This is a genomic window from Vibrio sp. YQ_11 (assembly GCF_043103065.1).
Classification (GTDB): Bacteria; Pseudomonadota; Gammaproteobacteria; order Enterobacterales; family Vibrionaceae; genus Vibrio; species Vibrio parahaemolyticus.
This window is the reverse complement of record NZ_JBICJM010000005.1, coordinates 1-21,146: the sequence shown is the minus strand read 5'-3', so window position 1 is coordinate 21,146 and position 21,146 is coordinate 1. Positions and strand designations below refer to the sequence as shown.

The 21,146-nt window shown below is 46.0% G+C and carries 14 protein-coding genes and 1 pseudogene; 11 read left to right on the top strand and 4 right to left on the bottom strand.

Annotated features, from left to right (window positions below):
• Positions 1 to 12 precede the first annotated feature (12 nt).
• Complete coding sequence (locus tag ACF8EG_RS00610) at positions 13 to 267, bottom strand: Lpp/OprI family alanine-zipper lipoprotein (protein ID WP_005462467.1); 255 nt, start codon at positions 265 to 267, stop codon at positions 13 to 15.
• 552 nt (positions 268 to 819) lie between these two features.
• Here ACF8EG_RS00610 and ACF8EG_RS00605 point away from each other — a divergent pair.
• From ACF8EG_RS00605 to ACF8EG_RS00580, 6 genes are all read left to right on the top strand, one after another.
• Complete coding sequence (locus ACF8EG_RS00605; RefSeq protein ID WP_069505702.1) at positions 820 to 2,166, top strand: DEAD/DEAH box helicase; 1,347 nt, start codon at positions 820 to 822, stop codon at positions 2,164 to 2,166.
• A gap of 322 nt (positions 2,167 to 2,488) precedes the next feature.
• Positions 2,489 to 4,489: a prolyl oligopeptidase family serine peptidase gene (locus ACF8EG_RS00600; protein WP_069505704.1), complete on the top strand. Its 2,001-nt coding sequence runs from the start codon at positions 2,489 to 2,491 to the stop codon at positions 4,487 to 4,489.
• The gene (locus tag ACF8EG_RS00595; protein ID WP_069505706.1) at positions 4,490 to 6,628 is read left to right on the top strand and encodes a TonB-dependent hemoglobin/transferrin/lactoferrin family receptor; all 2,139 of its coding nucleotides are present in this window, start codon (positions 4,490 to 4,492) and stop codon (positions 6,626 to 6,628) included.
• Between the two features lie 12 nt (positions 6,629 to 6,640).
• Complete coding sequence (locus ACF8EG_RS00590; protein ID WP_069505707.1) at positions 6,641 to 8,947, top strand: proprotein convertase P-domain-containing protein; 2,307 nt, start codon at positions 6,641 to 6,643, stop codon at positions 8,945 to 8,947.
• 5 nt (positions 8,948 to 8,952) lie between these two features.
• On the top strand, positions 8,953 to 10,395 hold the full coding sequence (locus ACF8EG_RS00585) for a DUF1566 domain-containing protein (protein WP_069505709.1): 1,443 nt from the start codon (positions 8,953 to 8,955) through the stop codon (positions 10,393 to 10,395).
• A 1-nt stretch (position 10,396) separates the two neighbouring features.
• A complete protein-coding gene (locus tag ACF8EG_RS00580; protein WP_005462950.1) occupies positions 10,397 to 10,963 on the top strand; it encodes a DUF1566 domain-containing protein in 567 nt (188 codons plus the stop codon).
• Positions 10,964 to 11,068: 105 nt separating this feature from the next.
• Here ACF8EG_RS00580 and ACF8EG_RS00575 read toward each other — a convergent pair whose 3' ends face one another.
• Entirely contained in the window at positions 11,069 to 12,712 is a 1,644-nt protein-coding gene (locus tag ACF8EG_RS00575; RefSeq protein WP_206926023.1) for a methyl-accepting chemotaxis protein, read from the bottom strand.
• Between the two features lie 378 nt (positions 12,713 to 13,090).
• Here ACF8EG_RS00575 and ACF8EG_RS00570 point away from each other — a divergent pair, with 378 nt between their 5' ends.
• From ACF8EG_RS00570 to ACF8EG_RS00550, 5 genes are all read left to right on the top strand, one after another.
• The gene (locus ACF8EG_RS00570; protein WP_005462954.1) at positions 13,091 to 13,912 is read left to right on the top strand and encodes a phosphate ABC transporter substrate-binding protein; all 822 of its coding nucleotides are present in this window, start codon (positions 13,091 to 13,093) and stop codon (positions 13,910 to 13,912) included.
• A gap of 99 nt (positions 13,913 to 14,011) precedes the next feature.
• Positions 14,012 to 14,944 carry a phosphate ABC transporter permease subunit PstC gene (gene pstC, locus ACF8EG_RS00565; protein WP_392419341.1) on the top strand — a complete coding sequence of 311 codons (933 nt, stop codon included), beginning with the start codon at positions 14,012 to 14,014 and terminating at the stop codon, positions 14,942 to 14,944.
• Between the two features lie 22 nt (positions 14,945 to 14,966).
• Entirely contained in the window at positions 14,967 to 15,830 is an 864-nt protein-coding gene (pstA, locus tag ACF8EG_RS00560; protein ID WP_005478161.1) for a phosphate ABC transporter permease PstA, read from the top strand.
• 60 nt (positions 15,831 to 15,890) lie between these two features.
• Positions 15,891 to 16,640, top strand: coding sequence for a phosphate ABC transporter ATP-binding protein PstB (gene pstB, locus ACF8EG_RS00555; protein WP_020838153.1), 750 nt, complete (start codon positions 15,891 to 15,893; stop codon positions 16,638 to 16,640).
• A gap of 379 nt (positions 16,641 to 17,019) precedes the next feature.
• The gene (locus ACF8EG_RS00550) at positions 17,020 to 19,098 is read left to right on the top strand and encodes a GGDEF domain-containing protein (protein WP_069505999.1); all 2,079 of its coding nucleotides are present in this window, start codon (positions 17,020 to 17,022) and stop codon (positions 19,096 to 19,098) included.
• Between the two features lie 70 nt (positions 19,099 to 19,168).
• Here ACF8EG_RS00550 and ACF8EG_RS00545 read toward each other — a convergent pair whose 3' ends face one another.
• Entirely contained in the window at positions 19,169 to 20,818 is a 1,650-nt protein-coding gene (locus ACF8EG_RS00545) for a BatD family protein (RefSeq protein WP_175423238.1), read from the bottom strand.
• Positions 20,819 to 20,822: 4 nt separating this feature from the next.
• Positions 20,823 to 21,146 (bottom strand): annotated as a pseudogene (locus ACF8EG_RS00540) (hypothetical protein); the annotation flags it as partial.

The window sequence follows — 21,146 nt, the reverse complement described above, 5'->3', positions numbered from 1 at the left end:
CGGAACAACATCTTACTTAGTGTAAGACTGAGCGATGTTATCGATACGCTCGTTAGCACGTGCTGCTTCTTCTTGAGCAGCCATTGCTGCGTCACCTGATTTTTGAACGTCAGATTGAAGAGATTGTACGTCTTGGCTTAGTTGGCTAACTTGGTTGCTTAGTTCGTCTAGTTTAGCTGCGTTTGCTGTTGCTGCGTCATCAGATGAAGCACAACCTGCTAGTAGAAGTACTGAAGTTGCTGCAGCTGCGATCAACGTTTTGTTCATATAAGAACTCCTTGCTTATAGTGAAAGTCTCGCCCTATAACTCTTTTTTTATACAGTAGCGAGGTTAAATGTGGTTACATTTTATCAGTACATGATGTAGCAAAAGTCAAAAAAATCCAAGAATTTCATGGAGTACCTGACGTTAACTTTTACCTGAGCCTAACAAAAGTAATTACTCATCCTTTCGATTGCTCCCACAACAGTCCACATAGCAGGTATTTTTGCCACGTTCCTGATATCAATAATTTAGACGATATTGACACAAATGAAAGTTTCTACTCCTAAATAACTGTAATCGGCTCAGTTCTGCGAAGTGAATTCGACACTTTTATGGGCGTGTTTTTTCTCGAATTCTAGCCAAGGTTTTCGCCAGTTACAGACGACGCTTCTTCTTCACTGGGCTGCAAATGATGTTTTGTTTTCATCCGTGGGAATTAGTTTGTGTGATCTCTATCTATACTCCTATGATTTGCGGTATTATACCGAGCTTTATTTTTTTGCTGCGTTAGAGCGGAAACGACATTACAGAGCGCTCAGACGCTGACTGATTTATTGGAGAATACTTTGCAATTTAAAGATCTAGGCCTAGACAACCGATTGTTGAAGAACCTAAAACACTACGATTTTAAAAAACCGACTGACATTCAAAAACAGGCTATTCCTGTTGCGATTGCAGGCAAGGATTTATTGGCATCTTCGAAAACGGGTTCGGGTAAGACTTTGGCGTTTGTATTGCCAATGCTTCACAAGTCACTGAAGACAAAATCGTTTTCAGCGAAAGATCCTCGTGCTGTGATTCTGGCTCCAACGCGTGAGTTGGCTAAACAAGTGTATGGCGAACTTCGCTCTATGCTGGCTGGTCTATCTTACGATGCAGCGTTGATTCTTGGTGGTGAAAACTTTAACGATCAAGTCAAAGCACTGCGTCGTTACCCGAAATTCATCGTGGCAACACCAGGACGTTTGGCTGACCACCTAGAGCACCGCTCTCTGTACCTTGACGGTTTGGAAACGCTGATTCTTGATGAAGCAGACCGTATGTTGGATTTGGGCTTTGCGCCTGAGCTACGTCGTATCCATAACGCGGCGAAACACCGTCGCCGTCAAACGTTGATGTTCTCAGCAACGTTGGACCACGCAGAAGTGAACGATATTGCTTCTGAAATGCTGAATGCGCCAAAACGTATCGCAGTTGGCGTATCTAACGAAGAACACAAAGATATCACGCAAAAATTCTACTTGTGTGATCACCTTGATCACAAAGAAGCGATTCTGGAACGCGTACTTTCTGAAGCGGAATACCGTCAAGTGATCATCTTTACGGCAACGCGTGACGATACCGAACGTCTAACCGCGAAGCTGAACGAGAAAAAACTGAAGGCCGTTGCACTGAGTGGTAACTTGAACCAGACGCAACGTAACACCATCATGAGCCAGTTTGAGCGTGCGGTGTTTAAGATTCTGGTAACGACTGATGTCGCTTCTCGTGGTTTGGATATTGCAACAGTGACTCACGTCATCAACTTCGATATGCCAAAGCATACAGAAGAATATGTGCACCGCGTTGGTCGTACTGGCCGTGCGGGTAACAAAGGTGATGCGATTTCCCTGGTTGGTCCAAAAGACTGGGATAGCTTCAAGCGTATCGAAACTTACCTACAGCAAGATCTTGCATTCTCAGTGTTTGAAGATTTGAAAGGTAAATTTAAAGGTCTGAAACCACCTAAGAAAGATTTCCGTAATAAGAAATCGACGACGAAAAAATCGCGTCCTCAAGCGAAGAAAGTGGCGAAGCAACCAGCTAAACGCGACAAGAGCTTCTACAAAAACGTATCGGTGGGTGATGACGTGTTCATCCCTAAGAAAAAGCCTGCGGCACCAAGCTCTGAAGAGTCATGATTGCCTCAGTTCTAAACTGATTCTGATGTTTACAAAATCCGAGTGTTTGCACTCGGATTTTTTATGCCCGTCACTTAGCCAACCCTTGTCTTTTCTTACTAACTGTTTCTCCCAATGCTTATATTTGTCTGACTTCATATAAACAGCACAGATTGCTAATTTAGCAAGATGTTGATTGTGTTTACACTGGTTAAAGCAAACGTTTTTTCAAGCAGGTTAGATAAAAATATCATTTAATTGTGAAAATGATAATTGATCTCATTTTTATTTAAGGGCAGAATACGCGGATTCCATTAATCCTATAAATGAATTCGCTCTCTATATGAAATTTACTCATGTTTTTTTAGGGCTCATAGTTACCTCTAGTTTTGGCGTTACTGCCGCTGATGATTTTAACTGGCTGCGAGATGACGCTCGTAAAGATGAGCGAGTTCTTACCTACTTGACGCAGCAAAACCGCAAGACCGAACAGTATCAAAAAAGTTATCAGGCACTGACACAAGATCTGCTGGCACAGTGGGAAACCATGGTGGCAGACAAAGGCGAGCAGCCATGGTCGATTGTGAATGGACGAGAGTGGACGTTAATGCGTCGTAACGATCGCTACGTGTTGTTATCACGTGCAAGTCAGCATGCACCAGAAAACACGGTTTTTGATTTCGCTGAGCGACAATCGGCGCATCAATACTATCAACTTGGTCAGTGGCATGTGAGTGGCGATAAACTGCTTTTCACTGAGGATATCGACGGCAGCGAGCAATATCGAGCTGTGGTCGTTGATTTACTCTCAGGCCAATCTTCGGAACTGGCAACACACGTCGATAGTGGTGCACTGTTATCACAAAATGGAAAAATGGCGTACCTTGTAGCAAAGGACAAGCGTACCCAGCGACCTCATCAGATCCTACGTATTTCCACGGAATCTTTGGCTAAAACAGTAGTATGGAATGAGTACAAATCAGATTGGTTACTCTCTTTTTATCGCGCGGCAGATAGTCGTTACGCCGTGCTGCAAAGCAACAACGAGTCAACAACAGAGCAGAAGCTTGTCGATCTAGAAACGGGCACCGTCACCGATTCATTGCGAGTGCCAGAAGTGGGCGTGGAATATTACGCAGATGTTGCTAAAGGGCATGTTTACCTCAACAGTAATCTTGAAGGAAAGTTCGCGCTTTACCAAGCCGAACTCACTCCGCTTAGCGCAACATGGCAACGCTTTACCAACCCTAGTGAGCCGCTTGAGCAGTTCTACCTTTATGATGCAGGAGTTGTGGCACTTAGTAAGCCAAACAATGTGTCGACGTTGACGGTGTATTCTTATCAAGGTCAGGAAAAAGTGATACTGCCATTGGAACACGATGGCAATGTCGCTTGGTTGAGCACGTTAGGCGATTTTGAATCAAACAAGATTCGTATCCGAAGCATGTCGATGACCACGCCTCCTCAATGGGAAGAGTTTGATGTAAAAACACTGACTAAATCTTTGTACTCTCAAGATGTTTACCAAGATTTTGATAGCCAAAATTATGTTTCCAAAAGAATTTTCATTAAGCACGATGGTGTTTCTGTTCCCGTCTTTTTAGCGTATCGCAAAGACAAATTACACGCACAATCACCCGTGATGATTTATGGCTATGGCGCATACGGTTTTACGATGAAACCGTACTTTATGCCTCAAGTCATAAGCTTGCTCGACCAAGGCGTGATTTACGCTATCGCCCATGTTCGTGGCGGTGGGTACTTTGGCGATGAGTGGCATGAGCAAGGACGTGGTGTGCGCAAAGCCAATTCTATTGGCGACTTTGTCGCAGCCGCTAAGACGATGAAAACGTTTGAACGCGGTAATAGAGAGGTTTTCGCCATTGGTTCTAGTGCTGGTGGCACGTTGGTCGCGGGAGCGGTTAATCGAGATCCTAAGTTGTTTTCAGGTGTCGTGCTTAAAGTACCTTTTGTTGATGTGGTAGCCAGCATGTCGGATACCTCACTTCCGCTGACCACACAGCAGTATGGCGAATGGGGTAACCCAACCAAACCTGAGCAGCTGGCACTAATGAAGGCGTACGATCCAATTCTCAACATTCACAAAGACGCTTACCCACCCATGCTGGTTCAAGTCGGTTTGATCGACCAGCGCGTGCCTTATTGGGAAGGTGCTAAGTATCTCGCTAATGTTTCCGAGCTAAGTGAGCGCACCGGGCCGTACTTGTTGCAGACCGATTTTAACTCGGGCCACCAAATGGACCCACGACAAGCGCAAGAACAACAAGCAAAAGAATACGCCTTTCTTTTATCACTGATTAATACATCTAAAGCGGAGCAGTAAATGAAGCTTACCCCAGTGTCAGCGGCAGTACTTTCGGTACTAGCTGCCAGCCAAGTGCACGCCAAATCTGACGTTTTCTCTATGGAAGAGGTTGTGGTGACGGCGAATCGGATTGAACAACCTGTGTCTGAAGTAGCAGGCAGCGTTGCGGTTGTCACCAGCGAAGAGATTGAACAAAAGGGCGAAACAGAGCTTTATGATGCGCTGCGTCACGAGCCTGGGGTAAGTGTGTCGGGTGGCGCTGGTCGTCCACAAAACATCACGATTCGGGGCATGACGGGTAATCGCATAATGATCATTCGTGACGGCATTCGCTCTGCAGACGGTTTTGGTGCGAATGACAACAATGACAAAGTGGGCCGTGACACGTTCGATCTATCTAATCTTGAATCATTAGAAGTAGTGAAAGGGGCAAGCTCCTCAGTTTTGGGCTCTGGCGCCATTGGTGGCGCTGTGATTCTAAAATCCAAACAGCCGGGCGAGTTTTTAGAAGATCGTGACTTTTATGTTGACGCCACGGGCACTTATACGGGGATCAGCAATAAATACAAAGGCGCGAGCAATTTGGCATTTCGTTCTGGCGATACGGAAAGCTTGGTCAACGCGGCTTATTGGCAAGGTGAAGAGACGCGTAACTTCAGCCAAGATTTGTACAACCGCGATTTGGATGGTTACAGCGCGTCATACGCCATCAATCATTTCTTCAGTGATGAAGTGATGATCAAAGCGCGTGCCGAACTCTATCGACAAGACCAACAACGCCTTGAAGGTTCGTCATCCATACAAAAAGATGGCAAGTGGCATATCGAAGATTTTGCAGAAGATGAATCGACAGAAGAATACAGTGCATATTTAGGTGCAGAGCTAACGCCGCTTGATCCAACATGGTTTGAAGAGTTGGATACCAAAGTTTATTGGCGTCATACCGAAGTGGTCACAGACACCAATCGCTTAATGAACTCTACCGACGCCAATGGTCTGCTGATCAAGCGCCGCGAACTTGAGCACAAAACATTTACCGATAGCACCGTCGGTTTGAGAGCGGATTTCAAACAGACGCTTCACGCCTCATCGGCTGAGCACAAGTTAGCGTATGGCGTTGAGATAGCATCGGATTACTACCAACGTGAAGATAATCAGAAAGTCCTCGATTGGGCGGGTTCCAACGCATCGCAAAAACAACCCTTTGCCGCTGCACGTGCATACAACATTGGGCTTTATTTCCGTGACATGATTGAGCTGGAGAAATGGACATTGACTGGCGGTTTGCGTTTCGATGCGCACCGACTTTCACCTGATGGCCAGAATGATATCGGTGGATATCCATTGAAAGATATCGACAGTTCTGAAATTTCACCAAGTTTGTCGATTTCTCGTGAAGTGTTCGAAAATAACCGCGTTTACCTCTCTTACGATCACGGCTATCGAGCGCCAGAATACGATAAGGCGTATGGCTTCGTAAGCCACGACTTTGTGCCGCTGACGCCTTTTGTTATTGCACCAAATATGGATCTAGAGGCTGAAACTTCGGACTCGTTTGAAATCGGTAACAAATTCGATAATGGCCGAGCGCAACTTTACGTTTCTGCGTTTTACAACAAGTTCCAAAACTTCATTGATGTTGTTACCACGGGTCAAGATAACTTCGGTAACTACGTCAAGCAATACCAAAACTTACACGGCGTTGAAACCTACGGCGCGGAGCTTTCTGCTGCGTATGCTTTCACATCGTCTTGGAAGCTAAGTACCAAGCTTGGTTATGTGGATGGAAAGGACGCTGAGGGCGAATACGTTCGTAGCATCACGCCTTTTGAGGGCAATGTTGGGCTGAACTACCAGCAACAAGACTTTAATGCGTTCGCGACGTGGAATTGGGCTGGTTCGATGGATCGTGTGCCGAGTTGCCAAACGTCGCTCGGACAAAAGACAGAATGCGCACAAACAGAGGCATGGAACACGCTCGATCTGGGGGCAAGTTACCAAATCACCAAAGATTTTCGTTTGAGTGCGACCATCATCAACCTGTTCGACAAAGAATACATTCGTTACCAAGACGTTGCTGGCATAGCAGATGAGAGCAAACGCTACTCAACGGAACCAGGTCGTTACTTTACGGTTAACGCGAAGTTCATCTTTTAGTAGGAGCCCAGCATGAAACTCAAACTTTTAGCGCTTTCTCTTGCGTTGGCAGGCGTTCAAGTGACGAACGCTGCGCAGTGGGATTACCCTAGCGCGGCTGTTACGGTCACGAACCAAGCCGAAGCGCTTCGCTACTTACAAGACAATTACGCTAGCGCTGGCGAACTCAAGTTTCGCTATCAAACCCGTTCTCAGCTTGGAGATCATTACAACTTTGATGTGTGGGTCGATGGTCAGTATCAACCGCAACGCACTATTGTGTTGTCGACTAACCAAGACCGCCAAATCGAGCGTATTTTCAAAAGCCTTGAAGATACGGTTATTCGTAATGGCGAGGCGATGCCAGCCGCAGAACTGGAATTGCCTGTTCGATTGGAAGTGACCGAGCCGCCAGCGTTGAGCTCCGGTGAGTTAGTGACGGTTCCCGTCTCAGTGTTTGATCCTGATTTACGTACGATGCAGCAACAAGCTGCGCCTGATTCCGCATGGAATTCGTTAGAGGATTATCCGCAGCCACTTCAATATGTTGAGAAGCAGATTCAAGTTTTGCAGTCTGGCGGCAAGTTCTACCTAGCCAATGAGCGCGTTAAACAGGTGGATGCACTTGCATTACTGCCTACACCTGCGGTAGGTGCGGAGCCCGTACGCGATACAAGCAGTATTTTGCCGCCTGAAGGTGTTCAATCTTTTGCTGATGTAAAAGCGATGCAAAGTGCTCAGCTTGGCGACAATGCCTTTTTGCAGTTGATGGCATTTTATCATCTTGACAACTCACTGCAGTACTTATCGAGCTTGAGCTATGACTTATTTGAAGAGCCGCTTCGTTTTGATGGACGTGGTTTAGCGCTCGACAACTCTTCTTACTACACAGGTTCGCGTGCGCTGATGTTAGGCATTGGCGGAGTATCTCCGGATGCTGCGGATGCAGATGTGATTTTGCACGAGCTAGGACACGGGATTCACTATCAAATCGTTCCCGATTGGGCGTATGGCCACACTGGCGCGATTGGAGAAGGTGTCGGTGATTACTGGGCGGGCAGCGCGAGCTACCGAACACAGTATTTAGATGCGGCTCGCCGTGGTCAGGAATTTGAGATTGATACCGTGTTCAACTGGGATGGCATGTTTGGCGTTCGCCGCGCAACACGCAGTCTCTGGAACCAACGTGCTCGTTACTTTGAAGGAGCGGAATACCGAGCGCATGAAAGCGTTGGTGGTGAATTGGGCGACGAGTTGTGGTCGACACCTTTGTTCCAAGCCTTAAAAGCGTCCGTTGCTCGTTATGGAGATGGTTCGGATCGTGTTTTCCGTGACTTTGACTCGATTGTGCTTGAAGGCATGTACGGCGTGGGTCGTGGTGTAAAAATGCATGATTTGGCGGAGTCCACCGTGTTTGCCGCGACAATGCTTTTCCCTGAAAAAGAGTACGCACAAATTCTGAAAGATAGCTTCGCACAGCATAACTTATTCAAAGTTCCTTTTAACGCCAGATATCAATCTCGTTACATCAACGCTGGAGAAACGGTCGAGTTGACGCTTTCTCACACCGGCCGATCTGCAAGCGTAAAGGGCAATTGGTCACTGAACAACGACACATCAAAAGCGGTCGATGTGCAACTGGCAAACTCGGCCTCTTTCAGTGCCAACTTACCAACGGGGCTGACGTGTGGTACACCGTTTGAATCTAAAGTTTCGCTGGATTATCAGTTTGCTGAAGGGCTTAAAGCGCAATCTTGGCAAAACGTGACGGCACTAGTGAACGGTATTCCTCTACTTTTGAATAAGCCCAAGACTATCGAGGATGCGCTCACCGATGCGAGTATTAACTCGCGCGGTCAAGAAGTGCAAGGGAACAAAATTTTTGTTCAAACACTATCAGACAAAACGCAGAAAATTGATGACTCATTTGCCGTTTATCTCGATATCGAACACGCGAATTTAGCGGATTTACACATCACGTTGACGTCGCCACAAGGCCAGTCTGTAGTGCTGTTTAACCATCAGCCGAGTCAATCGGGTGGGTTTACGGGCTATTTCACGGTTCAGCACGATCCACAGCTGCAAGCATTGGTTGGAGAGCCTAGTTGGGGAACGTGGCGACTAGAAGTCTCCGATCGGGTGGTCGGCAACTCGGGCGCACTAAAAGCGTGGGGTGTGAGTCACTTTAACCAGTATCAGTGCGGTGCTGATACCACTTCGAAAAGCAACGGCAATGGCTCGGGTGGGAGTGGCTCACCTTGGGCGCTCTTTGGCTTGCTTGTGCTTTCAATGTTGAGAGTGGTTCGCTCTCGTAATAACGATTCATCAAAAAGAAGATAAGACCTATGAAGTTTCAATATTCTCTCATTGCAGTCTCACTGGCCCTTGTTGGTTGTGGTGGCGGTTCTGGTGGTGGTGACGCAACGGCGCCAAGTTACAACGTAGCGGGAACCATTTCTGCGAAAGGTACGTTGTTAGATACACCAGTGTGTATCGATCTCAACCAGAACTTTGTGTGTGATGCGACTGAGCCGAGCACAAAAAGTAATAACGCAGGTGAGTTCTCGATTACCTCGACAAACAAGAACATTTTAACCAGTCCAATTTTGGCTCAGGTTGACCAAGGCGATGAGCTCACACTGAACATGATGACGCCGGGACGTGGTTTGAGTAAAGGTAACGACATTAATGGCGTTACCACATTAATCGCGGCGCTGGTTATTGATGGTAAAACCGTCAGCCAAGCAGAACAAGTTCTAAAAGATTGGCTTGCACATGCTAACGTGAAGCTGCCTGGCACCGTGATGTCGGATCCCAATGCGTCTGAGTTGGAATACATCGAGCAAAACACGGTCGGGTTGCTAAGCAAAATGAAGCCAGAACACATCACACTTGGCATGGCGACGATGGCGCAAACACTCAGCTATAACGACAAATCTCTCGCGGCGTACTTGTTGAGTGATGTGGAGGTCTCTGAGTTAGCGGCTAAGTTGTCTTCTTTATCTGCGCTTGGCTCGGTAGGTAATGATACGGGTACCGTTTTGTATTATACGGTCGCTAAAGGACATTCGAACACAGCGACGCCTCAAGAACTTTTCCCAGGACAAGATGCTGAATTTGGTTTTGACAAATTAGAGAAGCAGGCGGCGACAGGTAATGGCTTCAAGTTTGTTAAGTTAAGTGCAACGGGCGAGAAGCTAAAAGTGGATGCAACCACTTGGGCTTGTACATTAGATGAGCGCACGGGTTTGGTTTGGGAAAACAAAAGTGCTGACGAAAATTCACTTCAGTTTAAAGATCGTCTGTTTGTTTACGAATCAGAAGACTTTAAGCCGTTTTCTAAAGACTTGGAACAGGTTGGCTGTGTCAACGCAAGAGATGATATTTGCTCAACTAAGCAATACATTGAACACATCAACCAGAAATCACTGTGTGGCATCACAAATTGGCGCTTACCGGATTATCAGGAGTTTTATGATGTTCTCGACTTCGGTGAAACAGAGAAAGATGCAAGTGGCGTCGTTTATGGAATGAATTTTAAGTTCTTCCCACAGCAAACGTTAGGTAGTCCTTATTTGGAATACGGTTCTGTTTGGTTCCAGGCGTTTACCTTTACTGAAAATGACAAGGTAAAAACGCCCGAGTACTTAAGAATGCCGTTGGTAACGGTTCGAGGTGCCGACCGTGGACAATCTAGCTCGATTGAGATTTATTCCGATAAAAAAGATCCAACAGCTGATGATTCATACCAATTTCCAATTCGTCTAGTTGCTGAGAAAGGAGAGTAAGATGAAAAAACTTATTACCGCATTATCTCTTGTACTTGTTTCTTACGCGTCGATGGCCGCTCAGGAATGCTCTTTGGATTTTGTGAAGTCAGCGCCGAATTCTCGCTACTTATACTCTGATCTAGGTGTTGTAACAGATTTAAAAACAGGACTCACTTGGATGCGCTGCCCAGTTGGTATGACATGGGATATGGCTCAAAAGGCGTGTTCTGGGGAAGCTCAAAAAGTAACATGGCAAAACGCGCTGCTTACTGCGGAGCAAATTCGGAATGCCTCGGGCAACCATGTACTACACAATTTTGCAGATAAAAAACAGTGGCGATTACCGAATATTAAAGAGTTAGTTACACTCACAGAGCGTGCGTGTTTCCATCCTTCGATGAATGGTACGGCGTTTGAAAGTGCATACTCGCTTGAAACTGGTGATTTAGGTAGCTATATCTGGAGCAACACGCCCGGCACTGACGCTAGACAAATCATGACGTTCGAAAGCGTGAATGGAGATGTTATTGGCTATTCTCCTGAGGCGAACCAGTTTTCAGTGTTGCTTGTCACAGACGAAGATTAATCGACAAGTGGCTGTTAAGACAATGACGTTAAAAAGCTCCGCATTTGCGGAGCTTTTTTCGTATTTCATTCAGTGTTTCGCATGTGTTTACACCACAATGAGTGATTACACTTGGAACTGTCTTAACTGTTGCTGCTGGTTTTCCGCTAGGCCAGAAAGCTCTTGAGCGGCAGCGGCGGATTGCGTAATACCAGTTACGTTCTGGCTCACCAGCTCATAGATGTTTGTTAAGTTGTTATTGATATCAGCCGTGACCTGTTTCTGCTCTTCTGATGCGGTCGCCACTTGAGTGTTGATTGAGTTCAGATCGGCGATAGCGTTACTGATATTAGCAAGTGATTGGCTAACTTCTTGTGCCAGAGCTTGGTTGTCTGACAGCATGGCTAAGCTAGAGTGCATGCTTTCATTCGCGTGACCAGATTGCTGTTGAAGCTCTTCAATGATGGTCTGGATCTCTTTTGTCGATTCCTGAGTTCGCGCCGCTAGCATACGGACTTCATCGGCCACTACCGCGAAGCCTCGGCCACTTTCGCCCGCTCGTGCAGCCTCGATCGCTGCATTCAGTGCAAGCAGATTGGTTTGCTCAGAAATGCCTTCAATCACTTCGATCACGCGACCAATGTGTTCTGATTGATCTTTTAGCGACGTCACGACGGCAGCGGCTTCGTTGAGTTGCTCCGCCATTTTTTCGCTTGCGCGAGTGCTTTCTTCAAACATGCTTAGGCTTTGTGAGGTCAGCATGCGTGCTTGATTTGATGCGCTATCGGCTTCTTGTGCATTGGTCGACACCTCAGCTGCGGTAGATTCTAGCTGGTTGATCGCCGAAGCCACTTGCTCAACTTCTTGTTTTTCTTGATCCGAATTGACGCTGCTTTGAGTCATAACGGTCGCTAACTCGGTCGATGCTGATGCCACATCTTCACTAATGCGAACTAATGCACTCACTGTTTCACGCAGTTTGTCGATGGTTTGATTTACATCCTGAGCCAGCTGCGACACTTCGTTTTTTCCGATGGCTTCGGCTTTAACCAATAGATTTCCCTTCGCGACTTCTTGCATGGTTCCTTGAAGGTTACGAATCGGTGCGACGATATAGCTGGCTAGTATCCAACTAATAAGAGAAGCGGCACTCAAGATCACCGCAAGCAAGACCGCGCTGTAAGTGAGCGTGGTTGAATGCTGTTCGCCATTTGCTTCCACTTCATCGGTGACGATTTGATTCAATTGCTTAGACAGGTTGTCGATGGCGTTGATCATTGCTTCGCCAGCCAATCGATATTCTGCCATCGCAGATTCGTACTTTTGATTGAAATCGGATGTGGTGTAGCCAGAAGAGTGTTTGGTGGTGAGCAGAGGTGTCATGGTGACGCGCGTGAAATCAACATAGTGATCCATGGCTTTGCGCATGGCATTCACTTCGGTTTTAACGCCTGGGAGGCTATCGATGGAATTCAGAAAATCGCGGTTTTTGTTTTGTCTATCAGACAGTTCTTGGTTGAGAGATTGGACATCTTTGGCTCTAAATAGACTGTAAATGGCTTTGATGCGCATGGCGTAGGTGTTGTCTACGATGGCGCTGAGTTCCTCTTTATGAATGATCAGCTTGTTGGTGGAAGTGGAAACCTTATTGAATGCTTGATCGAGCTTGCCGATTCCGACGCTCAATCCAATGACGAGTAATACAACGGTGAATAGAACAGGTAAAAAGACCTGAAGTTTAATAGAAAGCGTACTAAGAAATTGACGCATGATTGACCCTCTATAGTTTTGATTATTATCATTATTATCATTATTATCATTATTATCATTATTATCATTATTATCATTATTATTATTAATAACTTTAAGGATTCTAATGAATACATTTTTCAAATCAATTACTTACTAATGCCGAATTGTTATGAAATGTAGCAAAATTGAAGGACTTGGCATTTTGTATAGATGTAGAAAGGCGCGGAAGTAAGCGAGGAAATAACACAATCTGAAATGTTGCGGAATTAATATACAGAAATGACAACGTGTCATAGAGGGTTCAACTAAGTGAAACACAACTGTCATATTCAAATTCTAAAGTGAGCATCGTTCAAGTGAAACACAACGGCAATAAAGCCACTTAAGGAAATTGTGATGAAAAAGACAGTAATCGGTGCAATCGCACTTCTAGGCGCAATGGCAGTGACTCCTGTTTCTGCTAAAGAAACTATCTCTGCAGTGGGTTCTAGCAGCGTAACTCCACTGATGGAAGTTTTCTCTGAAACATACATGAAAACGAACCCGAACGTATTCATCGAGGTTCAAGGCCCTGGCTCTTCAGCTGGCGTTAAAGCGGCGAAAAACGGTTCAGCAGACTTAGGTATGTCTTCTCGTAACCTGAAGGAATCAGAAAAAGAGCCAACACTTGTTGAAGAAGTGGTTGCTCGTGACGGTATCGCGGTTGTTGTTAACCCACAAAACAAGCTAGCAGGTCTAACGGCTGAGCAAGTGACAGCAATCTACAAAGGCGAAGTATCAAACTGGAAAGAAGTGGGCGGCGAAGATAAGCCTATCGTAGCAATCACTCGTGATACCGCTTCTGGTACTCGTGGTGCATTTGAAGACATCATGGCGCTGAAAATGAAAATTTCTGGCAAGAAAGTTTCAGCAATCTCTCAACGTGCTCAAGTTGCTAACGGTAACGGCGCACTTAAAACAATGGTTGCGTCTAACCCATACGCAATCGGCTACATCTCACTAGGTACGGTAGACAACACTGTTAACGCTCTAGCAATCGACGGTGTTGATGCAACAGTTGCTAACGTGAAAAACGGTTCTTACAAAGTAGCTCGCCCATTCCTTGTGCTTTACAAAGAAGGCAAGCCATCTGCAGAAACACAAAAATTCCTAGATTGGATGCTAACTGAAGATGCGCAAAAGCTAGTTGACCAAAACGGTTACATCTCAGTTCACTAATTTATCGGGACTCTTAAGTTTGCTCAGCCCACCGTTTAGGGCTGAGCCTTTTCTATCCATAGCGTTCATTGGCAATACCCAGAACCGTGAGATTTTTAAATGACCATCGCAACAAATAGTGAAAAGCTTATGAATACTGACGCTAAAGCTATCAGCAAGCCAGGCCTACGCGAGAAACGTCGTGTAGACTGGAAAGAGCGTATCTTCCACGGCTTGTTCCTAACCAGTGCTGTTATCGGCATTGTGTCGTTAGCAGTAATTGCTTACTTTATTGTTCGAGAGAGTATTCCTGCCTTCCAAGAAGCTGGAGTATCGGGCATCGTTCTTGGCCAAAACTGGCTTCCACCTGCGCTTTACGGCGTAGCAACAATGATTGTCGCTTCTGTAGTCTCTACTGCGGGTGCGGTGATGGTTGGCGTTCCTGTTGGTGTGCTTACCGCAATCTTTATCGCTGAAATCGCGCCTAAGCGTTTGGCTGATGTTATTCGTCCTGCGGTTGAGTTGCTAGCGGGTATCCCTTCGGTGGTGTATGGCTTCTTCGGCCTCGTTATCATCGTTCCTTTGATTCAAGACATCTTCAATGTGCCAGCGGGTAACACCATCTTGGCGGGTATTATTGTTCTTGGTGTGATGATTCTACCGACCGTAATCACGGTATCTGAAACGTCTATTCGAGCGGTGCCTCGTGCTTACAAAGAAGGCTCTTTGGCTCTTGGCGCTTCAAAAATCTACACAATCTTCAAACTGCTCGTTCCTGCGGCTCGTTCAGGCATCATGACTGGTGTGATTCTTGGTATCGGTCGTGCGTTCGGTGAGACAATGGCAATCATCATGGTGATGGGTAACGCACCGGCAATGCCAGAAGGCATTCTCGACTCAGCACGTACGCTGACCGCGAACATCGCGATTGAAATGTCTTACGCAAGTGGTGTTCACGCGAACGCACTGTACGCAACAGGTGTGGTACTGCTGGTCTTCATCATGTCGTTGAACGCTGTACTTCTTTACCTAAACCGAGAAAAAGCGAAGTAATCGCTCGTTAAAGGTGACTATTATGGATCGCGCAAAACTGAAAAAAGCACGCCAGTTCAAAGATAACGTCTTTAACGCTTTCGTTTGGATTTCGGCTGCACTAACGGTAGGTTTTCTGTTCTGGATTATCTGGTACATCCTATCAAACGGTCTACAACACGTAGATTGGAACTTCATTACTGACAATTACACTCGTACCGGCGATGAGCACGGTATCTTCCCGATGATTGTGTCGACCATCTACATGGTTATTGCATCCATTGCAGTAGCGGCACCTCTGGGTATCATGACGGCGATTTACCTGACTGAATACGCAAAAGTCGGCAGCCGCTTGGTGAAAGTGATTCGATTCTGTACAGAATCCCTTGCAGGTATCCCGTCGATCATCTTCGGTCTGTTTGGTATGACTTTCTTCGTGGCAATTCTTGGCCTTGGTTTCTCGATTCTATCGGGTGCACTGACGCTAAGTATCCTAATCCTGCCAGTTATCATCCGTACCACGGAAGAAGCATTGATGGCAGTGCCACAAACGTATCGTGAAGGCTCATACGGCCTTGGCGCTTCAAAAATTTACACTATCTGGCGTTTGATTCTTCCGAGCGCGATGCCAGGTATCTTAACCTCGGTCATTCTAAGTATTGGTCGTGTCATTGGTGAGTCTGCTCCAGTATTCCTGACAGCAGGTATGGTTGCACGTATTCCGGATTCTCTATTGGATTCAGGCCGTACGTTAACCGTTCATCTTTACAAACTGACTACCGAGCTGTTTACCATTGAAGAATGGAATCAGGCTTACGGTACGGCAACAGTGCTGATCGTCGTTGTTCTTTTGATCAACATGGTGACTAAACTGATTGCAAGACGTTTTAACACAGCAACTTACTAACAAAACCAATTAAGAACGCACGTTAAAAGACACGAATTCAAGATTTAAGAGATTAAGACAATGAACAAGTTTGATATTGAAAACCTAGACCTATTCTACGGTGAAAACCAAGCACTGAAATCGATCAACCTGCCTATTCCTGTTCGTCAAGTGACGGCACTTATCGGCCCATCAGGTTGTGGTAAATCAACGCTTCTACGCTGTTTGAACCGCATGAATGACCTTATCGAAGGCGTAAAAATTACGGGTAAGCTCGCAATGGATGGCGAAGACATCTACGGCAACATTGACGTTGCGGACCTTCGCATCAAAGTCGGCATGGTATTCCAAAAGCCAAACCCATTCCCAATGAGCATCTACGAGAACGTGGCTTACGGCTTGCGCGCTCAAGGTATCAAAGACAAAAAGACCATTGATGAAGTGGTAGAGCGTTCGCTGCGTGGCGCTGCACTTTGGGATGAAGTGAAAGATCGCCTTAAATCACACGCATTCGGTCTTTCTGGTGGTCAACAGCAGCGCTTGTGTATCGCGCGTACTATCGCGATGGAACCGGACGTAATCCTGATGGATGAACCGACGTCGGCACTTGACCCGATTGCAACTCACAAAATTGAAGAATTGATGGAAGAACTGAAGAAGAACTACACCATCGTAATCGTGACTCACTCAATGCAACAGGCGCGTCGTATCTCTGACCGCACCGCGTTCTTCCTAATGGGTGAACTGGTTGAGCACAACGATACTCAAGTGATCTTCAGCAGCCCTCAAGACGACCGTACGCAAGGGTACGTAAACGGCGACTTCGGTTAACAACCGCATTTTTTGAAATAACCAAATAACTATAAGCGATGGTAACTTTGCCCCTCTTTCTGAGGGGCCTTTTTCTTTTTAAGATGCTGATTTATAAAATCTATCTGCATAAATAATTATTAAAAATTAAGCGACATTGGCCACTTTTATGCAACATGTAATTCTCGTGAAACATGGTGCTAAAAGTGCTGAAGAGTTCTCGAATGTGAAATTTAGTCCGAAAATTTTGCGAATTACTTAACAGCTCAAAATTGATTATATTGATTGCATATCACCACCTGCGTAGTTTTTTATCGAGGATAAAAAAGTAAATTAGGTTGGTAGGGTGAATTTAAAAAGTTTTACGAGAAAAGTGTCTTCAACGAGGGACCACCGGCTGCTGGCCGAAGCAATATTCGATCAATTAGAGAACCTCTTTTCCCCCCACGCGATCGCCATTTTTGAAGACCCTTTAACCAATCCTCGTTGTTCTGTGAGTTTTTCTCGCGGAGAGCTTTACCCTATTCAAAAGTACCCTGAGATTTTCTGGGATTGGGCCTGCCAATTTGATACATCCGAAAGCATTATTCCTCTGGCGATTAACACTTGTAACTGGAATCACACCCAAGATTTAGGTGGCGACAGCTACATAATGATGCTCGACAACACGCCAATAAAACGCACCTATTTACTTATCCAATCTGTCCAAGCTCGCACCGCACACAATATTTACGAAGAAAGCTACGACGCAATGCAGCTCGCGGCTGCGCGTTGGCAATGCATTCGAGCCGAGAAAAATGCATCACAAGAGATGCGACATCGAGACATCCGTGAAGCTCAATACGTTGATGAAATTAGCCAGCGCGAACGCTTTATCGAAAACATGAAGTTAGTTCAGCAAGTCGCACTCGAGATCTCCAACCCTGATTCCTTAAAAGATTTGTATTACAAAGCCGTCGAAGCCCTGCGTGAACGATTGGGCTTTGACCGCACCACACTGATGCTACTGGACATGAAAAAGCGCAGTTTCAGCGGTACATACGGCACAGATGAGTCTGGCGTTACGATCGATGAATTCCACACGCAATACGACCTACATCAACTGAGTGAGGAATACATTGCTGCGCTGTCGAGCCTTGAGAGTAATTTAGTGATCATCGAAGATGCGCCAATATACACGGCGGGCAAAGTGGTCGGGCAGGGATGGAACGCGATGTTAATCCTGCGCGACGGCAATGAGCCCTTCGGTTGGTTTGCGCTCGATAACTTTATTCATCGCAAGCCGATAACGGCGTATCAAAAACAGATGTTGGACTCGTTTGGTTCTCTTTTCTCGCAAATTTATATCCGTAAGCGCCAAGAGCAAAATGTGCGCATGTTGCACTCAAGCATGGTTGAGCTATCACGCTGTACAACCGTTAGTGATGTGTGTAAATCGGCAGTAACTTTCGCGATTAAAAACCTCGGTATTGATCGTATGGCGGTATTTTTGACCGATGAAAACTGCTCATACATGCAGGGCACTTGGGGCACGGACATTCAAGGGAATGTCGTCGATGAGTCCTATTTCTTTGGTGAGACGCAAAACTTTTCTCTGATCAATTTAGCTCGCGCCGTACCGAGTGAAGTCGCATTCGAAGAATCCGTTCCCATTTATCACGACTGTAATATCGTCGGTTTTGGTTGGGCGGCAATGACGGTTCTCACCTCAAACAGCAGTGGCCCCATCGCTTTTATTGCCGTCGATAACTTGCTCACTCGTGCGCCATTAACTTCTCAACTGCGCGAAGTGATTCGTATGTTCTCTTCCAGTTTGGCTGAGGTGCTGCAACGCACTCAAGCTCAAGAGGCGATTCGAGAGTTAAATGAAAACCTTGAGTTAGAAGTGCAGAATCGAACCAAAGAGCTAGAAGAGGCGAATCGCCAGCTCGAAGTGCTATCTAAGCTCGATCCACTTACGCGCCTTGGCAATCGCCGTATGCTGGAGCATGTGATGCAAAAATACTGCGCATTGGATTGCGAAGAGGCGATGTCATTCGGTCTGATTCTGATTGATATTGACCATTTTGGTTTGTTTAACAATCACTATGGTCATCTTGAAGGGGACATTGCACTGATGCGCATTGGGAACATTCTTGAACACCATACCAAAGATGAAGACGAGGTCTTTTGTCGTATTGGGGGGGAAGAGTTTGTGTTATTGATGATCGGCTCGAACCAAGAAGAGGTTCGGTTGAGAGCGGAATGCATTCGTCAATGCATTGAAGATGAAGGCATCAAGCATCAACATAACCCTGAAGGTGAATTGCTGACGGTTTCGGTGGGGTACTCATGCTACAAAACCAAAGGCAAAGACTTCAATTTCGACCACTTGTATCAGTTGTCCGACAAGGCGCTCTATCAGGCGAAAAACAGTGGGAGAAATTGCGTGAAGCGATATGAATTAAAAGACCCTCAAAAAGATCAAATTGTAGCGTGAGTTTGTTTTTGCATACTTCCTGAACATCAGAAACCAAAAATGGCAGCGTTTAGAGCGCTGCCATTCTTATTTATAGTTTTTCTAGCTGGTGGCTAGATTTGTCACGTTTGGCCTTGGCCAGTTTTTGCACTTTTTCCAACAGGACTTTGTGACTCCATGGCTGTTGATTTGGACTAAAACGTGCTCTGTTCATGGCATCGAGTTCGACTTTGACCGCTTGAACATCTTCGGGATTTAGTCGGTCACGATGGGTACTCAAGTACTCGTTTACTGAGCGTTCGATTTTCGCTTCGTCGCCTTCATTAATGATGCGTTTCAACGCTTCAACGCAAAGTGGTTTTTCTGATGCCGACAATGGTTCTGTGGAAGCAACAGGACGCTTTTTCCAAATGACGAATGCAATTGCGGAAGTAAGAATCCACAAGCCTGCAAAAACAAAAGTGAGCGTTTGCCAAAGTTTATCGACGCCATTTTGTTGGGCAGGAGCTGCATTTGAAACGGTTGGTATAGGAAGCGCGTTTTCAGGTAAGGTAATCAAGCCTGCGTCGCTTTGTTCCACATTCAGTTTTAGCTCAGACAAGTTTGCCTGCTTTGCTTCATCGCTTTTACTGTCCCACCAATTCAGTGTGTAGCCTGGCAGCGTGAATTCGCCTGCTTCTGTTGGGATCAGCACTTGTTTTACCGTCATGATTACCGTGCCATCTCTTGCTGTGTCGAATTGAGGCTGTTCAGGGTAAACGCGTAAGGAGTTTGGGTAATCCATAGTAATACGCGGTAAGTATTCGGCTTGTGTACCGCGAGCTTTGATTTGAATGGTACGAGTAATAGACGAACCTTGTTTCACGTTATTTACCGTATTGGCGGATAGCGGCGTATTGCCTTGATCGTCTTGCCAGCTCTGAGTCATTTGCAGTGCCGATGCGGGTAACCAACTGCCTTCAAACTCACTAGGTATGGCTTTTACCGTTATTGGCATTTGCTCCACTTTTGTGCTGATCGGCATGATCTTGGTTGAGCCCGTCAGACTATCGCCATAGATATAAGATCCAGTCAGTTGTGGGCCAAGGAGCGTGAATGTTCCCGGTTGTTCTGCGGTTAAGCGGAAAGATTGCTCCACCACTGTCACTTCAAGCCCAGAAATGACTCGCTGCCCTTGTTGCATTTCACCAACAGGTTCGAGCTTCATGCCTTCAATACGTGGTGGCACAACTTGTGGGTTGTCTAAACGGCGAGTGTCGGCCTTGATGATCAGTTGCATGCGTAAATTCGCAGATTGCTGCGGATATAGCGTATGGTTATCGACACTCATATTGAAGCTGAACAAATCATCCAGATCGGGTGCCGATTTGTTCGCCGTGACTTTTAGCTGAATTGGCTCGGTTTTCATGCCATCGGCCGAAAAACTCGGGATCGTAATTATCCCTTCTTTCATTGGCGCTATAGAAATGCTCCATTCTGTGCGCTGATATTTTCGACCATTGATGTTGTTACTCGAACGCCCGTAGCGAGGCTGTCCTAGGAAGAAGTCTTTTTCCAATACGCTGAAGTCGATGGCGTCGGACGCAACTTCTGAATCTGCCATTATCCGTAGGTTGATGACTTCATTTTTAGCCACTTCAGTTTTGTTGACACTTGCCTGAAGGCTTTGTGCCATCACCGAGAAACTAGATAACAGGCTGGCCACAAGAATAAAGACCAGATGTACGCCTTTTTTCATCACGGGCTTACCACTCCTTCTGAGATTGTTGTGGACGTTGTTTTTGTTGAGCTTGCAACTGCATTTGTGCACGAATCAAAAAGCTTGGATCTCGAGCACTTTCGACAGCTTCTAGGCGGCGGAATTCAGGATCATCCTGAAGTGTTTTTTCTGGTTGGGCTTGCGCCTGCATAGGTTCACCTTTTTTTTGCTCACCTTGCTTTTCTACTTCCGTCTCGGCCTTTTGCTGCTTAGCTTTGTGTTCGGATTTTTGCTTTTCTTTTTTATTTTCAGCGTCTTGCTGATTTTGTGACTGCTGTCCTTGCTCTTGTTTAGTTCTATTCTGAGACTT

Bases quoted from the DNA above. Each gene is read 5' to 3' on its own strand.
- ACF8EG_RS00610 (WP_005462467.1), bottom strand. From the start codon at position 267: ATGAACAAAACGTTGATCGCAGCTGCAGCAACTTCAGTACTTCTACTA.
- ACF8EG_RS00600 (WP_069505704.1), top strand. From the start codon at position 2,489: ATGAAATTTACTCATGTTTTTTTAGGGCTCATAGTTACCTCTAGTTTT.
- ACF8EG_RS00595 (WP_069505706.1), top strand. From the start codon at position 4,490: ATGAAGCTTACCCCAGTGTCAGCGGCAGTACTTTCGGTACTAGCTGCC.
- ACF8EG_RS00590 (WP_069505707.1), top strand. From the start codon at position 6,641: ATGAAACTCAAACTTTTAGCGCTTTCTCTTGCGTTGGCAGGCGTTCAA.
- ACF8EG_RS00585 (WP_069505709.1), top strand. From the start codon at position 8,953: ATGAAGTTTCAATATTCTCTCATTGCAGTCTCACTGGCCCTTGTTGGT.
- ACF8EG_RS00580 (WP_005462950.1), top strand. From the start codon at position 10,397: ATGAAAAAACTTATTACCGCATTATCTCTTGTACTTGTTTCTTACGCG.
- ACF8EG_RS00575 (WP_206926023.1), bottom strand. From the start codon at position 12,712: ATGCGTCAATTTCTTAGTACGCTTTCTATTAAACTTCAGGTCTTTTTA.
- ACF8EG_RS00570 (WP_005462954.1), top strand. From the start codon at position 13,091: ATGAAAAAGACAGTAATCGGTGCAATCGCACTTCTAGGCGCAATGGCA.
- pstC (WP_392419341.1), top strand. From the start codon at position 14,012: ATGACCATCGCAACAAATAGTGAAAAGCTTATGAATACTGACGCTAAA.
- pstA (WP_005478161.1), top strand. From the start codon at position 14,967: ATGGATCGCGCAAAACTGAAAAAAGCACGCCAGTTCAAAGATAACGTC.
- pstB (WP_020838153.1), top strand. From the start codon at position 15,891: ATGAACAAGTTTGATATTGAAAACCTAGACCTATTCTACGGTGAAAAC.